The following is a 16,256-nucleotide window of genomic DNA, read 5'->3' on the forward strand; positions in this document are numbered from 1 at the left end:
CTCACCCGGCCGGGACCAGCACCAGCCGGTCCTCGGCCGCCTCCTCGACGGCGGCGCGGGTGTAGGCCCACGGCAGCGTCTCGCCCTCGACGTAGAGCTCGGTCTGGTCGGCGTAGTGCGAGGACGCCGGGTGCCCGGAGACGCCGGTCAGGTTGATCCAGCGCGAGTCGTCCCAGTCGGCCAGCGAGACGACCATCCGCATCGACGGCGCCGCGGTGACCTCGAAGCCCTCGACGGCGTTCCACGACGTGGCGTCGACGATCGAGGAACCGCCGCCGACCTCCCAGCCGTCGCGGTTGAACAGCCGCTCGACCGGCCCGACGCCCGACTCGCCCAGGGTGGCGTTGTGGAGGTTCATCCGGTGCAGCCGCCCCCACTCCCACAGCCGCGGGTCGCGCGCCTGCCGCCGGGTCATCTCGTCGCGCGCCTCGAGCATCGCCGCGCGCAGGATGTCGTCGCGCCGCTCGACCTCGTCGGTCTCGACGTCGTCCCACCACGCGCCGGCCGGCTCGCTGAGCATCCGGCTGACCACGAGGAACCAGCGGTCGCCGCCGTCGGGCCACGTGCGCTGGCGCAGCTCGTCGTGGAACGTCATCTCGAGCAGGGTGCGCCACACGACGTTGAAGTAGGCCGCCGCGGCGCTGTCGGCGGGCTGGGTGAAGTCCCAGTCGCGGAGCAGGTTCTGCGCGTTGCGGTAGTAGGGCGAGGGGAGGTCCTGGATGTCGAGCAGGTAGGGCACGAGCGTCTCGGCCATCGGGTTGGTCGAGTCGAGCTGGAGGTCGGCCATCTCCTGCACGGACAGCTCGCCCTCGGCGAGGAGGGCCTCGCGGATCCGGGTGGAGCGGTAGCCGTAGTCCCAGTCCCGGGTGAGGAGGTAGGGGTAGCGCTCGTCGACGACGGCCTGGTTGGCGGTCGCGATGAACCCCTCCTCCGGGTCGAGCACACTCGGCAGCCCGTCGAAGGGGATGAACTCGCCCGTCCAGTCGTTGGCGCTGACCCAGCCCTCGACCGGCATGGTCCCGTCGTTGCCCGCCCGACGGATGGGGATCCGGCCGGGCGACTGGTAGCCGATGTGGCCCTCGCGGTCGGCGTAGACCAGGTTCTGCGCCGGCACCGAGAAGTGGGAGGCGGCCTCGCGGAACTCGTCCCAGTCGGAGGCGCGGTTGAGCTGGAGGATCGCGTCGGCGGTCGGGGCGGGCTCGAGGGCGGTCCACGCCAGCGCGACGGCGTAGCCGCTGCCGCGCACGCCGGGCTCGTCGGTCGGGGCGTTGGCGCCGACGGTGGCGAACTCCGTCGACACGTCGCTGATCAGCGGGCCGTGGACGGTCTCGCGGACCCGGAGCTCGACGTCGGCCTCGCCGCGCACCTCGATCGTCTCGGTGCGGACGTCCATCGCCTCGGCGGCGCCGTCGCGGACGTAGCGGTCGTCGCCCTCGGTCTGCTCGAGGAACAGGTCGGTGACGTCGGGCCCGAGGTTCGTGAAGCCCCAGGCGATGTCGGCGTTGTGGCCGATGATCACCCCGGGGACGCCGGAGAACGTGAAGCCCGACGTGTCGAGCGTGCAGTCGGGGCCGGCCTCGCGGCAGTGCAGCCCCATCTGCATCCAGATCCCCGGCTGGCTGATGCCGAGGTGCGGGTCGTTGGCCAGCAGCGGCATGCCGGTCGCGCTGCGCTCGCCGTCGACGACCCACGAGTTGCTGCCGATGCCGCGCCCCTTGCCGACGAGGTCCGGCATCGCCGCGAGCTGGTCCTGCACCCGCTCGAGGGCGGCCACGACGCCCGGGGGGTACGCCGGGCGGCGCGGGTTGCGGGTGGCGTTGCCCGACGCGTTCTGCTCGAAGACGCCGTCGACGACGCCGCCCCCGGACACGATCGGCGGGTGGTCGTCGAAGGGGTAGTCCGGCCAGAGGGTGGCGATCTCCTCCTCGGTCCGGTCGAGCGAGAGCAGCACCCGGTCGACCTCGGCGTCCATGTTGCCGCGCAGGTCCCACGCCATCGCCTTGAGCCACGCGAGGGAGTCGATCGGCTCCCACTCCTCGGGGGCGTAGTCGAGACCGGTGAGCCCGAGCACGCTGTACTCGACGGCCAGCTCGGACGGCGAGCGGTCGGCGATGTAGGCGTTGACCCCCTCGGCGTAGGACGTCAGCGCGTCGCGCGTCGCCGGCTCGATCAGCGCCCACTCCTGCTCGGCGACCCGGCGCCAGCCCATGGTGCGGATCATCTTGTCGGTCTCGAGGGTGTCGGCGCCGAAGATCTCCGAGAGCCGGCCGGCGGTCACGTGCCGGCGGAAGTCCATCTCGAAGAACCGCTCCTGGGCGTGGACGTAGCCCTGGGCCCGCATCAGGTCGTCGTCGGTGTCGGCGTAGACCTGGGGGATGCCCTGCTCGTCGCGGACCACCTCGACCGAGGCCGAGAGGCCCGGCAGCTCCGCCTCGCCGTCGGCCTGCGGCAGCGGGCGGCGTACGACGCCCACGACGGCGGCGGCGAGCACGACGAGCAGCAGCACCAGGCCGAGGGCGATCCACGCCGTCCACCTCACCGCCCGGGGAGCGCGCTTGACGGTCTGCCACCAGCGGGCCCGGGACGGGTCGGCGGTGTCGGGGGCGGGGGTTGGTGACGGCTCGCTCATCGCGTCGCCCATTGTGCCGTACCATTGGCAGTCGAAGGGCTCGAGTGCCAGCGCGTCGCGCCGGCCCGGCCGATCGCCCCCAGATCGCTCCCTGAGCCAGCACCCCGAGGACGCACATGCCCACCTACCAGTACGCCTGCACCGAGTGCGGGCACGCCTTCGAGCAGTTCCAGAGCTTCAGCGACGACGCCCTGACCGTCTGCCCCGAGTGCAACGGCAGGCTGCGCAAGCTGTTCAACGCCGTCGGCGTGGTGTTCAAGGGCTCCGGCTTCTACCGCACCGACAGCCGCGAGGGTGCGAAGTCCGCGGCGCCGGCGTCGGGCTCGTCCGGCTCGTCGTCGTCCTCGGAGTCGTCGGGCTCGTCGGGCTCCTCCGGGTCGTCGTCCGGGTCGTCCTCCTCCGGTTCGTCCTCCTCCGGTTCGTCCTCGTCGGGCTCGTCCTCCTCGGGCTCGTCCTCGTCGAGCGGCTCGAGCAGCTCCTCGGCCTGAGACCCGGCCGGCCCGCCCGGCGCGCCACGTGAAGCCTGTGGAGAGGCGGAGCGGGCCGGCGCGGATCGTCCTAGCGTCGGGCCATGCTCGCCACGGGACTTCCACCGATGCGCCGCCGCGTGCGCGCCGTGCGCCACCAGCTGCGGCGCCGGCGCCGGCTGATCGCCGCCGCCCTGACCGCCGCGGCGGCGCTGAGCGCGCTGCGCACGCTCGCGCCTCCCCCGGTCGACACCGTCGAGGTCCTGGTCGCCGCCCGTGACCTGCCGTCGGGCACCGTGCTGGACGACGACGACCTCGCTGCCCGGGCGTTCCCGCGTGAGCTCGCGCCGACCGGCGCCGCGTCCGACGCGACCGGGCGGGTGCTCGCCGGCCCGCTCACCCGCGGCGAGGTCGTGACCGACGTACGCGTCGTCGGCCCGGGTCTCGCGCTCGCCCAGCCCGGCGACACGGTGCTGCCGGTCCGGCTGCCTGACGCCGGGATGGCCGGGCTGCTGCAGGCCGGGGACGAGGTCGACCTCGTGGCGACCGACCCCGCCGACGGCACCTCGACGGTGGTGGCGCAGGACGTCCGGGTGCTGGCCACGCCGACGGGCGTCCCCGACGGGCCGGCCGGCGCGTCCGGCGGCGCGCTGGTCGTCGTCGGCACGTCCGCCACGGAGGCGGTCGAGGTGGCCAGCGCCGCGCTGTCGCAATTCCTGACGGTCTCCTGGAGCCGCTAGCGTGGCCCGCGTCCACGCACGCGCGGCCTCTCGGGGCCCGACCAGAGGGAATCGACCATGAGCGGCTTCAAGAACTTCATCCTCCGCGGCAACCTCGTCGAGCTCGCCGTGGCCGTCATCATGGGCACGGCCTTCGCCGCCGTCGTCACCGCGTTCACCGGGATGCTGCTCTCGGCCATCGCCAAGGCCACCGGCGGCGCGCAGCCCAACTTCGACGACTACGCCCCCGGCGAGATCGAGGTGGGCCCGTTCCTGACCGCTCTCGTCGCGTTCCTCATCCTCGCGACCGTCGTCTACTTCTTCGTGGTCATGCCCTACACGAAGGCCAAGGACCGCTACTTCCCGACGGAGGAGGCCGGAACGCCCGCCGACGTCGCGCTCCTCGAGGAGATCCGCGACCTGCTCAAGGCGCGCAACGACTCCGTCTGACCCGGGACCCTCGCTGGCATTCCGTCCAGCCTCGGGGTGGTCCGCGTCCAACGGCTGGTGCGAGGCCAGCCCCGACCAGCATTTTCGTTACGGACTATCCGGGCGCGGGTCAGCCGTGGTGGGGCGGGACCTGGTCGCGGTACCAGTCGTCGCCCTTGCCGGCCGAGTCCTCGCGGGAGTCGCGGTCGTCGCTGGTCTGCTCCGGCACGGCGTCACCGAAGACCGCGGCGAGGCGCCGACGCCGCTCCCACTCCTCGGCGGGGATGCGCGGGTCGCGGGGTGCGCTCACGCGCAGACCCCGAAGATGCGCTCCTCGGGCGGCGTCGTCTCGGCGGGGGTCTCCGTCGGGGACTCCGAGGCGGTCTCGTCGGGTGTCTCGCTCGGGGTCTCGCTGGGGGTCTCGGACGGCGTCTCGGACGGGGACTCGCTGCCGGTCGGCGTCTCCGGGCTCGGCGACTCGGTCTCGGCGGCGCTCGCCGGCGGCTCCGCGCTGGTGCTGTTGCCCTTGAGCAGCCGGGCCGGGATCTCCTTGTCGGCCTTGATGAGCTCCCAGATCTCGTAGGCCTCGGGCGTCCAGAAGACCTTGCCCCGGAACTCGGAGTCGCTGGGGTAGTAGTCGGTCGGCAGGGTGACGAACTTGATCTCGTCGAGCCCGATGCCGCGCAGCTGCATGGCCACCTTGCCCAGGCGGGTGACGGAGGCGAACTCCTCGTCGGTGGTCAGCGACTCGGTGGCCGCGTCGAGGAACCGGACGACCTTGTCGAGCCGGGACAGCGTGCCGGCGGAGAGCACCTCGCGGACGAGGGCGCCGATGAACTCCTGCTGCCGCCGGATCCGCGAGATGTCGTTCTGCTCGACCAGGTCGCCGACGTAGCGGGCGCGGACGTAGTCGAGCGCCTCGTCGCCGGTGAGGACGGACGGGTTGCCCTTCGGCACGAAGATCTGGCGCGGCCGGTCGACGATGTCCTCGGGCACGCACACCGGGACGCCGCCGACGGCGTCGACCATGGAGCCGAAGCTGGCGAAGTCCACCAAGACGAAGTGGTCGACGTAGACGTCGGCGTTCTCCTCGACCTGCGCCATCGTGCAGACCGGGCCGCCGACGCCGTAGGCGGCGTTCCACATCACGTTGGTCGCGGCCGGCGAGTCGCCGTCGTTGCACTCGGGACGCGTGACGATCGAGTCGCGCGGGATCGAGACGGCGTACGCCCGGCTGCGGTCGGCGGAGAGGTGGACGAGGATCGTGGTGTCGGACCCACCGCCGCCCTCCTGGTCGATGCCGCACCCCTCGCACTCGCGCGAGTCCGAGCCCATGACGAGGACGTTGAGCGCCTCGCCGTTGCCGTTGTAGACCTTCTCGGGCCGCTCGGCGTCGCCGAGGGCGTCGAGGGAGACGCCCTCGATGTTGCCGTTGAGGTGGCGGATCAGGTAGACCGTGCCGAGGCTGGTGACCAGTGCGAGCACCAAGACGCTGACGAGGATGACCCGCCCGACGGTGTGCTTTCGAGCCACCTTGCCCTTGCGCTTGGGCGCGCTGACGGGAGCCTCCGGGCGTGACTCATCGGACACGGGGCTCACCTTCGACACAGGGCTGACGTAATGACCGGGACTGAACCTACTTCACCGCGCAAGTTTTCCCGCGCTCGCGACACGTCCCGATCCGGGCTCCGGCACCGCCGGGTGCGGGTCGACGTGGCTGCTCGTGGCAGGATGCTTCCCGCCGCAGCACCTCAGGGCGAGGCGGCACCGCCCCAGTAGCTCAGTGGATAGAGCAGCCGCCTCCTAAGCGAAAGGTCGCAAGTTCGACTCTTGCCTGGGGCACCACCACGACCTCCGGGTCAGAGGGTCTCGAAGCGCATCCCCGCCGCCTGCAGCCGGGCGAGCAGCGCGTCGCCCATCGCCTGGGCGGGCGTGACCTGGCCGGCCGTCGCGGGGTTGTCGTCGAGGGCCAGGCACAGCGCGGCCTCGGACAGCATCTTCGCGGTCTCGGTGTAGCCCGGGTCGCCGCCCGAGACCCGGGTGTGCACGGTCGTGCCGGCGGCCTCGCCGACGAAGTCGACGGTGAACCACGACCTCTCCCGCTTGGACTCGTCGGGTCCCGAGCCGACCGGGACCTTGTCCTTGAGCAGCTCGCGCAACGGCCCGACCTGTGCCGCGACGGTGAGCGCGCCGACCCCCAGGGCGCCGGCGGCGGCGTAGCGCAGGGTCTTCGTGCCGGCCCAGTGCGAGTAGCGGAACCGGGGGCCGTACGCCTCCAGCGCGGCGCCGCTGCGAGCGACGACGATCGGGTCGATCGTCGGCAGCGGGAGCAACCAGTAGCCGAGCACCGGGTCGCGGTGCGGCTTGCCGCCGACCGAGCGCGACGAGCGGCCCTCGGGACGCACCTCCGCGCGACGGCGGGCGGCGTACGTCTTCCTCATCTCCTTGGCGCGCGCGAACTGGTTGAGCGCGGAGTGGAAGGTGCCGCCGGAGAAGGTGCCGCCGGAGCGGACCACGCCGCGCAGGGTGATCGGCTCGTCGGACGGGAGCTGCTGCACGGTGTAGTAGGCGCCGAGGTCGTGCGGGACCGAGTCGAAGCCGCACGCGTGCACCAGGCGCGCGCCGGTGCGCAGCGCGGTGCGGTGGTGCTCGAGGAACATCCGGTCGACGAACTCCGGCTCACCGGTGAGGTCGAGGTAGTCGGTGCCGGCCTCGGCGCATGCGGCGACCAGCGGCCCGCCGTGGTCGAGGTAGGGGCCGATCGTGGTGGCGACCACGCGGGCCCGGCGGGCGATGTCGGCGAGCGCGGCGGCGTCGGTCGAGTCGGCGACCAGCACCTCGACGTCCGCGCCGAGCCTCCGTCGTACGGCGTCCAGCTTGTCGGCGTTGCGCCCGGCGATCGCCCACCGCAGGTCGGCCGGCGCGTGGGCGGCGAGGTAGTCGGCGGTGAGGCCGCCGGTGAACCCGGTCGCGCCGAAGAGCACCAGGTCCAGCTCCCGGGAGGGCTCACGGGACCGGTCACGGGCGAGATCGGGGGCGTCGCTCATCGCGCCATCGTGCCACGCGGAACCGCGCGTCCCGGCCCCTCGTCCCACGACCATGAGCCTGCGCACGATCACCACCGGCATCGCCGCCGTCGCCACCCTGACCGCTGCCGCAGGCGTCGGCTACGTCGTGGGGACCGGGTCCGACGGCGACGACCGCCCGCCCACCGGTCCCCCGATCGCGTTGGCCAACGCCGACCTGGTCGCCACGGCGAGCTGCGAGGAGCTCCTCGACTCCTACGTCGACCGGGCGCTCGGCCAGGTCGGTCCCTATGGCTGGGGCGGCGACCTGCCGGTCTTCGCGATGGAGTCCGGCGACGCCGGGAGCTCGGACGCCATGTCGTCCGGGGTGGAGCGCTCGGCGGCCGCGACGTCCCGGTCGACCAGCGGCGCGTCCGGCACCAACGTGCAGGAGGTCGGCGTGGACGAGTCCGACGTCGTCAAGGTGTCCGGCTCCCTGCTGCTGCGGATGCGCGACGGCCAGCTGCTGGCCTACGACGTCTCGGGCGACGAGCCGTCGCTCCTGTCGACGACCCGCCTCGACGACGCCCGCGGCAACGACTGGGTGGGCGACCCGGGCGGCGAGCTGGTCCTCGTGGGCGGTCGCGCCGTCGTGATCGGGTCCTCGGGCGACGGGCTCTCGACGACGATCACGACCGTCGACCTCGCCGACCCCACCGCTCCGAGCGTGGTGGACGCCACCACCGTCCGGGGACGGGCGTCGGCGGTCCGGCTGCACGGCGACGTGGTCCGGGTGGTGCTCAACAACGGCCTGCCCGAGCTCGACTTCTCCCACCCCGACGGCACGTTCGGCGAGATCCGCTCGCGACTGCGCAACCGCTCGCTCGTGCGCGACACCACGCTCGCCGACTGGCTGCCCACCGTCGCCGGCCAGCCGCTCGTCGCCTGCGAGGACGTCGCGGTCCCCGAGGACGAGGACCTCCCCCTCGGCACCACCACCGTGCTCGCCGTCGACCCGGCCGCCCCGACCACCCGGACCTCGACCGCCGTCGCCACGGACTCCGACACGGCGTACTTCTCCACCGACCGCTTCTACCTCGCCGCCGCCGCGCCCGGGTGGGGGCCGTGGACCGACTGCTTCGACTGCCGCTGGGCCGGCAGCACGGCGACCGGCACCACGCCGCTCTTCGCGTTCGCGCTCGACGGCATGGACGCGACGTACGTCGCCTCCGGCGAGGTGGAGGGCACGATCGCCGACCGCTGGTCGATGGACGCGGTCGGCGGCTCGTTGCGCGTCGCGGTAGGCCCGAGCAGCGAGACGGGCAACTTCAACTCCGTCCTCACCCTGCGCGAAGAGGGCGCCGACCTCGTCGAGGCGGGCCGGGTCGACGACCTCGGCGTCGGCGAGGAGATCACGTCGGTGCGATGGTTCGACGACCTCGCGATCGTGGTGACGTTCCGGCAGACCGACCCGCTCTACGCCGTCGACCTCACCGACCCCGACTCCCCCGCGCTGCTGGGCGAGCTCAAGATCCCGGGGTTCTCGGAGTACCTCCACCCGCTCGGCGAGCAGCGCCTCATCGGGGTCGGCCAGGACGCCTCGCTGCAGGGGGTGACCCGCGGCGCGCAGGCGGCGCTCTTCGACGTCACCGACCTGACCTCGCCCAGGCAGGTCGACGTCGTCCGCTACCCCGCCAACAGCCTCGCCGGCGCGGGCACCGACCCCCGCCAGTTCACCTGGTTGCCCGAGCAGCGGGTCGCCCTCACCGTCGTGTCGCAGGGCTGGACCGGCACCACCGGCTGGGTGTCGGTGCTGTCGCTCGACGACGGGTCGATGACCAACCGGATGGTCGAGGTCGAGCACGGCACCGACGTCGCCGACGTACGCCTGGTCCCGCTCGCGTCGGGCAAGGTGGCGCTGGTGACCGGCGACGACGTGAGCTTCTTCACCGTCTAGCGCGAGATGCGTACGCTCGTGGCATGTGCCGCAACATCCGACCGCTCAACAACTTCGAGCCGCCCGCGACACGTGACGAGGTCACCGCCGCCGCCCTGCAGTACGTCCGCAAGGTGGCCGGCACGACCAAGCCGTCGCAGGCCAACGAGGAGGTGTTCTACGCCGCCGTCAAGGAGATCGCCCACATCACCGAGCACCTGCTCGACGACCTGGTGACCGGCGCTCCGCCGAAGAACCGCGAGGTCGAGGCGGCGAAGGCGCGGGCCCGCGCGCAGGTGCGGTACGGCGCGTGACCCTGAGCCGTTCGGCGTACGCCGACGCGCCCGCCGAGCGACCTGACGTAGCCGCGGAGGTCGACCCGGCCGCGGTGGAGGCGGCGCTCGACCTGCTCGCCACGCGGCCGGTCGTCGTGCTGACCGGGGCCGGGCTGTCGACCGACTCCGGCATCCCGGACTACCGCGGGCCGGGCGCACCGGCGCGGGCACCGATGACCTACCAGGAGTTCGTGGCGACGCCCGAGGCGCAGCGGCGCTACTGGGCGCGCAGCCACGTCGGCTGGCAGCGGATGGGCCACGCCGTCCCCAACGACGGTCACCGGGCGCTGGCCGCGGTCGACCCGCTCATGCTCATCACCCAGAACGTCGACGGCCTGCACGAGGCCGCCGGCTCGCGACGACTGGTCGCGCTGCACGGCCGGGTCGCCGACGTGGTCTGCCTGGGCTGTCGGAGCACGTCCTCGCGCGCCGAGCTGGAGCGCGTGCTCGACGAGCTCAACCCCGACTGGGTCGAGCGGCACGCGTCGGTCGCGTCGAACCCCGACGGCGACGTCGACCTCGACGACACGGCGGACTTCGTCGTGCCGACGTGCGCGTGCGGCGGCCCGCTCAAGCCCGACGTCGTCTTCTTCGGCGAGAACGTGCCACCCGACCGGGTCGCCCGCTGCTACGCCGCCGTCGAGGCGCTGGGCACCGGCGGCGCGCTGCTCGTGGCCGGCTCGTCGCTGACGGTGATGAGCGGGCTGCGGTTCGTCAAGCGCGCGGCCCAGGGAGGCACGCCGATCGTCGTCGTGAACCGTGGCGCGACCCGCGGCGACCCGTTGGCGTCGTACAAGCTCGAGGTGGGGTGCAGCGACTTCCTGACCGCGCTTGCTGGGCGGGTGTCGTCGGTGTCGGGTCCCGGTGGTTTCCCCGCATAGGCGGGGAAGTTCGAACTTCTGGGGGCGTGCACGCCTCGAGAAGTTCGGGTTTCCCCGCATAGGCGGGGAAACCACCGACGGGACGGCCAGGGACGACCTCAGCGGCGCACGAAGATGTGCTCGGCCGCCTCGACCACCAGCTCGGCGGTCTCGCCGCCGGACCCGATGAGGATGCCCTCGTCGGTGCGCGCGATGGTCACGGTCTTGCCGGGCAGGGCGCCGACGCGGCGCAGCAACCCCATCAGCTCCTCGTCCTTCTGCATCTCCTCGGAGATGCGCTTGACGTGGACGCGCTGGTCCTCGGACACCGCGGCGCCCGAGAGCGGCTCGACGTTGTCCATGAAGTCCTCGCCGGCGACGTCGCCGAGCTCGTCGAGGCCCGGGATCGGGTTGCCGTAGGGCGACTCGGTGGGGTGGTCGAGCAGGTCGAGCAAGCGGCGCTCGACGGTCTCGGACATCACGTGCTCCCACCGGCACGCCTCGGCGTGGACGAGCTCCCAGTCGAGGCCGATGACGTCGGTGAGCAGCCGCTCGGCCAGCCGGTGCTTGCGCATCACACGGACGGCGAGGCGCTGGCCCTCCTCGGTCAGCTCGAGGTGGCGGTCGCCCTCGACGGTGAGCAGCCCGTCTCGCTCCATCCGCGCCACGGTCTGCGAGACCGTCGGCCCCGACTGGTGCAGGCGCTCGGCGATGCGCGCCCGCAGCGGGACGATGCCCTCCTCCACCAGCTCGAAGATGGTGCGCAGGTACATCTCGGTGGTGTCGATCAGGTCACTCACACCGGTCATTGTGTCCCATGCGGCAACCGGCTCCTCCCACCCGCCCACCCGCCGGCCGTGGCACAGTGAGGCGGGTGACCGAGATGATCGTGCCGCGCCGCTTCTGCGGGCCTCCCGACTCCGGCAACGGCGGCTGGACGGCGGGCGCCCTGGCCGCGCTGGTGGACGCCGGTCCCCCGTCCGACCGGTCCGACGGGTGGCCGGCGATCGAGGTGTCGCTGCGCCAGCCCCCACCCCTCGACGCGCCCTTCGCCGTCAGTGAGGACGCGGGCGTGACGACCGCGGCCGTCGCCGGTGCTGCGGTCGCGACGGCGCAGCGGGTCGAGCGTGCGCTGACCGAGGTCGAGCCGGTGGACCCGGCCACCGCGGCGGCCGCCGAGGCGTCGTACCCGGGCCACGACTTCCACCCCTTCCCCACCTGCTTCGCCTGCGGTACGGCGCGGGAGGAGGGCGACGGGCTGCGGATCTTCCCCGGCCGCGTCGGCGCGGGCCCGGCGGGCGACCTCGTCGCCGCCACCTGGACGCCACACCGCAGCCTGCACGAGGACTGGCATGCGTACGTCGACGAGCACCCGCGCGCCTCCGTGGCCGCGACCTGGGCGTCCCTCGACTGCGTCGGCGGCTGGGCCGGCGACCTCACCGAACGGTTGATGGTCCTCGGCCGGATGACCGCGCGGGTCGACACCCTGCCGGTGATCGGGGAGCCGCACGTCGTCGTCGGCGAGGGCCGCGGCCGGGACGGCCGCAAGACCTTCACCGCCTCGACCCTCTACGACACGGACGGCCGGGTCGTTGCCACGGCCGAGCACACCTGGATCGCCGTGGACCCGGCGCTGTTCGGTGGGCGGACGCCCGTCTCCGGCAGTTGACCCGCTCCCGGTGCCTGTTGAGAGGATGACGGCATGGCCGATTTGAACGATCCAAGGACCTACTGGTGGCGCAACGCCGTCGTCTACCAGGTCTACGTCCGCAGCTTCGCCGACAGCGACGGTGACGGCATCGGCGACCTGCCCGGCATCACCTCGCGGCTGCCGCACCTGGCCGAGCTGGGCGTCGACGCGCTCTGGATCACGCCGTTCTACACCTCCCCGCAGCACGACCACGGCTACGACGTCGCGGACTACACCGACGTCGACCCGCTCTTCGGCACGCTCGCCGACGCCGACGACCTCGTCGCCCGGGCCCACGAGCTGGGCCTGCGCGTGGTCGTCGACCTCGTGCCCAACCACACCTCCGAGGAGCACGCGTGGTTCCGGGCGGCACTGGCCGCCGGGCCCGGCAGCCCGGAGCGTGCGCGCTACCTCTTCCGCGACAGCGAGGACGGCCCGCCCAACAACTGGAGCTCCGTCTTCGGCGGCCCGGCCTGGACCCAGGTCGACGACGGCCAGTGGTACCTCCACCTCTTCGACTCCACCCAGCCCGACCTCGACTGGCGCAACCCCGAGGTGCCGGCCATGTTCGAGGGCGTCCTGCGCTTCTGGCTCGACCGTGGCGTCGACGGCTTCCGCGTCGACGTGGCGCACGGCCTCTTCAAGGAGGCAAGCCTGCGCGACCAGGTCGTCGCGGAGGGCGCCACGGCGAGCTCGGGGCAGGTCAACGCCGACCACTCGATGGTCGCCCGCGAGCTCAAGGACGAGCCGATGTGGGACCAGCCCGAGGTCCACGACGTCTACCGCTCGTGGCACGACATCCTCGACGAGGTGGGCCCGGACCGGATGGCCGTGGCAGAGGCGTGGACCCAGACGCCCGAGTCGACCGTCGCCTTCACCCGCCCCGACGAGCTCGACCAGGCCTTCAACTTCGCCTGGCTCCTCGCGGACTGGTCGGCCGCCGCCTTCTCCGAGGTCGTCACCAGCACGCTCGAGGCCGTGAAGCCGGTCGGCGCCTCGCCGACGTGGGTGCTCAGCAACCACGACGTCGTACGCCACGTGACCCGCTACGGCGGCGGCGAGCAGGGCCTCGCGCGCGGCCGCGCCGCGACGCTCACCATGCTCGCCCTGCCCGGCTCGAGCTACCTCTACCAGGGCGAGGAGCTCGGCCTCGAGCAGGTCGACGTGGCCCCGGAGCACCGCCAGGACCCGTCCTACCTGCGCACCGGCGAGCCGGGGCGCGACGGCTGCCGGGTCCCGATCCCGTGGAGCGGCACGCAGGCGCCGTACGGCTTCGGGCCCGGGACGTCGCAGGCGTGGATCCCGCAGCCGGCGGACTGGGCGGCGCTCACCGTGGAGGCGCAGGCCGCTGACCCGTCGTCGACCCTGGCGTTCTACCGCGAGGCCCTGCGGGTACGGCGCGAGTTCGCCTGGTCGGCGGGCGACGAGGTCGAGGTGCTCGACCTCGGCGCCGACGTGCTCGCCTTCCGGCGCGGTCCGCTCACAGTGGTGCTCAACTGCGGCGACGCTGCCGTCGAGCTCCCCGCGGGCGACCTGCTGCTGGCCAGCGGTCCGGTGGACGACAAGCTGCCGCCCGACACCGCCGCCTGGCTGCGCTGAGCCTCAGTCGTCGCCGAGCCTCAGTCGTCGCTGAGCCTCAGTCGTCGCTGAGCGCGGTGTTGTAGGTCGCCAGCTGGCGGGCGAACAGCGCCAGGTCGGCGTCGGTCCAGTCGGCGAGCCGCTCGTCGAATCGCTCGCTGCGGACCTGGATCATGTGCGCGAGCCGCTTGCGGCCCTCGTCGGACGCGTCGAGCAAGATCGCGCGCCGGTCCTCGGGAGCGGGCTTGCGCTCGACGAGGCCGAGGTCCACCAGCGTCTGCACCTGGCGGCTCACGCCGCCCTTGTCCATGTCGAAGGCGTCGGACAGGTCGGCGCCGCGCATGGGCCCGTTGGCGGCCAGGTGGCTGAGGATGAAGTAGGTCATCGGGTGCAGGTCGGGGTGGACCTCGCGGGCCCGCTCCCCCATCACCCGCTTGACGCGGCGGATGAGGGTGCCGACCTCGGCCTCGATGCGACGCAGGTCGTCGGCGCGGGTGCTCATCGCTGGGAGTCTGCCTCGGCCATGAGCTCATCCTCGCGCTTCACCGACGTGCGCAGGGGGACTTCCTTGATGAAGAGCACGGCGATGAGGGCACCGACGGCGAAGGGCAGCGCCACCAGGAAGATGTGACCGGTCGCGTCACCGAACGCGCTCTCGAAGATGGCGCGGATCGGGGCCGGCATGTCCGAGACGTCGGGGATGCCACCCGTGTCGTGGCCGACCTGCGAGGCGAGCTCGGGGTGCTGGGCGACCAGCTTGCGCAGGCCGGACTCGACCGCGTCGGCGACCTGGTGGGCCAGCACGGCCCCCAGGGCGGCGATGCCGACCGAGCCGCCGAGCGAGCGGAAGAACGCGACCACGGAGGAGCCGGCGCCCATGTCGGACAGGGCGATCGTGTTCTGCACGGCGAGGACGAGGTTCTGCATGGTGGCGCCGAGGCCCAGGCCGAGGACGGCCATGAACAGCCCGGTGCGCCACAGCGGCGTGCTGGCGTCGATCGTCGAGAGCAGCGCGATGCCGGCGATGACGGCGACCATGCCGCCGACGAGCCAGCGCTTCCACACGCCGGTGCGGGAGATGATCCGGCCGCTCAGGATGCTCGAGACGAGCAGGCCGCCGACCATGCAGATCGACATGAGGCCGGCCCCGGTCGGGGTCATGTCCTTGGCGCGCTGGAAGTAGAGGCTGAGGTAGACCGTCGAGCCGAACATCGCGAGGCCGATCAGCACGGACGCGACGGTGGCGAGGGTCAGCGTGCGGTCGCGGAAGAGCCGCAGCGGGATGACCGGGTCGGTGGCGACGTTGGCCTCGACGTGCACGGCAGCGCCGATGACGACGATCGAGGCGGCGACGAGCAGGCCGCTGGTCCACGAGACCCAGTCGAAGTTCTGACCGCCGAGCGAGACCCAGACCAGCAGGATCGAGATGCCGCCGACGAGCAGGAAGGCACCGAGGTAGTCGATGGAGACGTCACGCTTGATCACCGGCAGGCGCAGCGTCTTCTGGAGCACGACGAAGGCGAGAGCGGCGACCGGGAGCCCGGCGAAGAAGCACCAGCGCCAGCCGACGGTGTCCACCAGCACGCCGCCGACGAGCGGGCCGCTCACCGTGGCGAGCGCGAACACGGCGCCGATGTAGCCGCTGTAGCGGCCGCGCTCGCGCGGGGAGACCATCGTGGCGATGACGACCTGGACGAGCGCGGTGAGGCCACCGACGCCGAGGCCCTGGATCACGCGGGCGCCGATGAGCACCTCCATCGACGGCGCGAAGCCGGCGATGAGCGAGCCGATCGAGAAGATGACCAGCGCGGACTGCACGAGCAGCTTCTTGTCGAAGAGGTCGGCGAACTTGCCCCAGATCGGGGTGGTCGCGGTCATCGCGAGCATCGTCGCGACGACGACCCAGGTGTAGCCGGTCTGGCTGCCCTCGAGGTCGTCGACGATGGTCGGCAGTGCGTTGCTGACGATCGTGCTGGAGAGCATCGCGACGAACATCGCGAGGAGGAGGCCGCTCAGGGCCTCGAGCACCTGGCGGTGGGTCATCGCGCCGTTCTGCTCGGCGCTGACGGTGGGAGCCTGGGTCACTGCGTTCCTTCGATAGTGGTTGCGTACCGCAATGGTTGTACTCAACAACTATATGCCTATGGACGCGTCACCGCCAGCCGGCTTCGGCGAGACCTGGGACACACCGTTGGGCCGTCCTACGCCTTGAGTCGTCCAGAGACTCAACGCGTAGTCCGGGCGTGTCGCCGCGCTCCCTCGGCCCTGAGTCGTCCAGAGACTCAACGCGTAGTCCGGGCGTGTCGCGGCGCTCCCTCGGCGTTGAGTCGCCCAGAGACTCAACGCGTCGTCCGGGCGTGTCGCGGCGTACGCGGAGGCGGGCGACGGGGCGGAGGGCGGGCGGGGAGCGTGTACGTCCTCCGGACATGCAGCGACCCGCAGGCCTGCTGCTCCTCGGGTGAGGAGCCCCGGGGGATGACACCGGGGGCCTGCGGGTCGGGTGGCTGCAGTGGATTCGCCGGCAGCTGTCGGCGATGCCGGGGCTGCCTAGCGGGCAGCCACCTCACTCATCCGAAAAGAACTCATTCTTCGGACCACCTCCTTTCCG

15 protein-coding genes and 1 tRNA gene are annotated in these 16,256 nt (G+C 72.4%); 9 read left to right on the forward strand and 7 right to left on the reverse strand.

Annotation, left to right across the window (positions count from 1 at the left end; translation table 11 throughout):
* Position 1: 1 nt before the first annotated feature.
* Complete coding sequence (locus SHK17_RS17850; RefSeq protein WP_322920203.1) at positions 2–2,629, reverse strand: penicillin acylase family protein; 2,628 nt, start codon at positions 2,627–2,629, stop codon at positions 2–4.
* A gap of 116 nt (positions 2,630–2,745) precedes the next feature.
* Here SHK17_RS17850 and SHK17_RS17855 point away from each other — a divergent pair, with 116 nt between their 5' ends.
* From SHK17_RS17855 to SHK17_RS17865, 3 genes are all read left to right on the forward strand, one after another.
* On the forward strand, positions 2,746–3,117 hold the full coding sequence (locus SHK17_RS17855) for an FmdB family zinc ribbon protein (RefSeq protein ID WP_322920204.1): 372 nt from the start codon (positions 2,746–2,748) through the stop codon (positions 3,115–3,117).
* A gap of 83 nt (positions 3,118–3,200) precedes the next feature.
* Entirely contained in the window at positions 3,201–3,836 is a 636-nt protein-coding gene (locus tag SHK17_RS17860; RefSeq protein ID WP_322920205.1) for an SAF domain-containing protein, read from the forward strand.
* A gap of 57 nt (positions 3,837–3,893) precedes the next feature.
* The gene (locus SHK17_RS17865; RefSeq protein WP_322920206.1) at positions 3,894–4,265 is read left to right on the forward strand and encodes an MscL family protein; all 372 of its coding nucleotides are present in this window, start codon (positions 3,894–3,896) and stop codon (positions 4,263–4,265) included.
* A 109-nt stretch (positions 4,266–4,374) separates the two neighbouring features.
* Here SHK17_RS17865 and SHK17_RS17870 read toward each other — a convergent pair whose 3' ends face one another.
* Both SHK17_RS17870 and SHK17_RS17875 read right to left on the reverse strand, forming a co-directional pair.
* A complete protein-coding gene (locus SHK17_RS17870) occupies positions 4,375–4,554 on the reverse strand; it encodes a hypothetical protein (protein ID WP_172265507.1) in 180 nt (59 codons plus the stop codon).
* Entirely contained in the window at positions 4,551–5,834 is a 1,284-nt protein-coding gene (locus SHK17_RS17875) for an LCP family protein (protein ID WP_322920207.1), read from the reverse strand. The genes SHK17_RS17870 and SHK17_RS17875 overlap by 4 nt, the downstream gene beginning before the upstream one ends.
* Before the next feature lie 179 nt (positions 5,835–6,013).
* On the opposite strand from SHK17_RS17875, the gene SHK17_RS17880 reads away from it, so the two are divergent.
* Positions 6,014–6,089 (forward strand) — tRNA-Arg (locus tag SHK17_RS17880).
* Between the two features lie 14 nt (positions 6,090–6,103).
* Here the strand turns inward: SHK17_RS17880 and SHK17_RS17885 are convergent.
* A complete protein-coding gene (locus SHK17_RS17885; protein WP_322920208.1) occupies positions 6,104–7,291 on the reverse strand; it encodes a saccharopine dehydrogenase family protein in 1,188 nt (395 codons plus the stop codon).
* Between the two features lie 52 nt (positions 7,292–7,343).
* Between SHK17_RS17885 and SHK17_RS17890 the strand changes: the two genes are divergently transcribed.
* Genes SHK17_RS17890 through SHK17_RS17900 form a run of 3 tightly spaced genes read left to right on the forward strand, consistent with a single transcriptional unit; the run spans position 7,344 to position 10,401 of the window.
* Entirely contained in the window at positions 7,344–9,206 is a 1,863-nt protein-coding gene (locus SHK17_RS17890; protein ID WP_322920209.1) for a beta-propeller domain-containing protein, read from the forward strand.
* 23 nt (positions 9,207–9,229) lie between these two features.
* Positions 9,230–9,499, forward strand: a complete 270-nt coding sequence (locus SHK17_RS17895) for a DUF2277 domain-containing protein (RefSeq protein WP_172266746.1) — start codon at positions 9,230–9,232, stop codon at positions 9,497–9,499.
* Positions 9,496–10,401, forward strand: a complete 906-nt coding sequence (locus SHK17_RS17900) for a Sir2 family NAD-dependent protein deacetylase (RefSeq protein WP_322920210.1) — start codon at positions 9,496–9,498, stop codon at positions 10,399–10,401. The genes SHK17_RS17895 and SHK17_RS17900 overlap by 4 nt, the downstream gene beginning before the upstream one ends.
* 98 nt (positions 10,402–10,499) lie before the next feature.
* On the opposite strand, the gene SHK17_RS17905 is transcribed toward SHK17_RS17900, so the two are convergent.
* Positions 10,500–11,180, reverse strand: coding sequence for an iron dependent repressor, metal binding and dimerization domain protein (locus tag SHK17_RS17905; protein WP_172266749.1), 681 nt, complete (start codon positions 11,178–11,180; stop codon positions 10,500–10,502).
* An 83-nt stretch (positions 11,181–11,263) separates the two neighbouring features.
* On the opposite strand from SHK17_RS17905, the gene SHK17_RS17910 reads away from it, so the two are divergent.
* Together SHK17_RS17910 and SHK17_RS17915 are read left to right on the forward strand one after the other, a co-directional pair.
* Positions 11,264–12,049 (forward strand): hypothetical protein, encoded by a 786-nt coding sequence (locus SHK17_RS17910; RefSeq protein WP_405030416.1) that lies wholly within the window; start codon positions 11,264–11,266, stop codon positions 12,047–12,049.
* A 33-nt stretch (positions 12,050–12,082) separates the two neighbouring features.
* Entirely contained in the window at positions 12,083–13,669 is a 1,587-nt protein-coding gene (locus SHK17_RS17915; protein ID WP_322920212.1) for a glycoside hydrolase family 13 protein, read from the forward strand.
* A gap of 37 nt (positions 13,670–13,706) precedes the next feature.
* Here SHK17_RS17915 and SHK17_RS17920 read toward each other — a convergent pair whose 3' ends face one another.
* Complete coding sequence (locus SHK17_RS17920; RefSeq protein WP_172266755.1) at positions 13,707–14,150, reverse strand: MarR family winged helix-turn-helix transcriptional regulator; 444 nt, start codon at positions 14,148–14,150, stop codon at positions 13,707–13,709.
* Positions 14,147–15,733 (reverse strand): MDR family MFS transporter, encoded by a 1,587-nt coding sequence (locus SHK17_RS17925; RefSeq protein ID WP_322920213.1) that lies wholly within the window; start codon positions 15,731–15,733, stop codon positions 14,147–14,149. Before SHK17_RS17925 ends, SHK17_RS17920 begins: the two co-directional genes overlap by 4 nt.
* Between the last annotated feature and the right edge of the window lie 523 nt (positions 15,734–16,256).

Origin of the sequence: Nocardioides renjunii (assembly GCF_034661175.1) — a bacterium.
In the GTDB taxonomy this organism is placed as follows: domain Bacteria; phylum Actinomycetota; class Actinomycetes; order Propionibacteriales; family Nocardioidaceae; genus Nocardioides; species Nocardioides renjunii.

Coding starts and splice junctions, on each gene's coding strand:
- SHK17_RS17850 (WP_322920203.1), bottom strand. CDS start 2,629: ATGAGCGAGCCGTCACCAACCCCCGCCCCCGACACCGCCGACCCGTCC.
- SHK17_RS17855 (WP_322920204.1), top strand. CDS start 2,746: ATGCCCACCTACCAGTACGCCTGCACCGAGTGCGGGCACGCCTTCGAG.
- SHK17_RS17860 (WP_322920205.1), top strand. CDS start 3,201: ATGCTCGCCACGGGACTTCCACCGATGCGCCGCCGCGTGCGCGCCGTG.
- SHK17_RS17865 (WP_322920206.1), top strand. CDS start 3,894: ATGAGCGGCTTCAAGAACTTCATCCTCCGCGGCAACCTCGTCGAGCTC.
- SHK17_RS17885 (WP_322920208.1), bottom strand. CDS start 7,291: ATGAGCGACGCCCCCGATCTCGCCCGTGACCGGTCCCGTGAGCCCTCC.
- SHK17_RS17890 (WP_322920209.1), top strand. CDS start 7,344: ATGAGCCTGCGCACGATCACCACCGGCATCGCCGCCGTCGCCACCCTG.
- SHK17_RS17895 (WP_172266746.1), top strand. CDS start 9,230: ATGTGCCGCAACATCCGACCGCTCAACAACTTCGAGCCGCCCGCGACA.
- SHK17_RS17910 (WP_405030416.1), top strand. CDS start 11,264: ATGATCGTGCCGCGCCGCTTCTGCGGGCCTCCCGACTCCGGCAACGGC.
- SHK17_RS17915 (WP_322920212.1), top strand. CDS start 12,083: ATGGCCGATTTGAACGATCCAAGGACCTACTGGTGGCGCAACGCCGTC.
- SHK17_RS17920 (WP_172266755.1), bottom strand. CDS start 14,150: ATGAGCACCCGCGCCGACGACCTGCGTCGCATCGAGGCCGAGGTCGGC.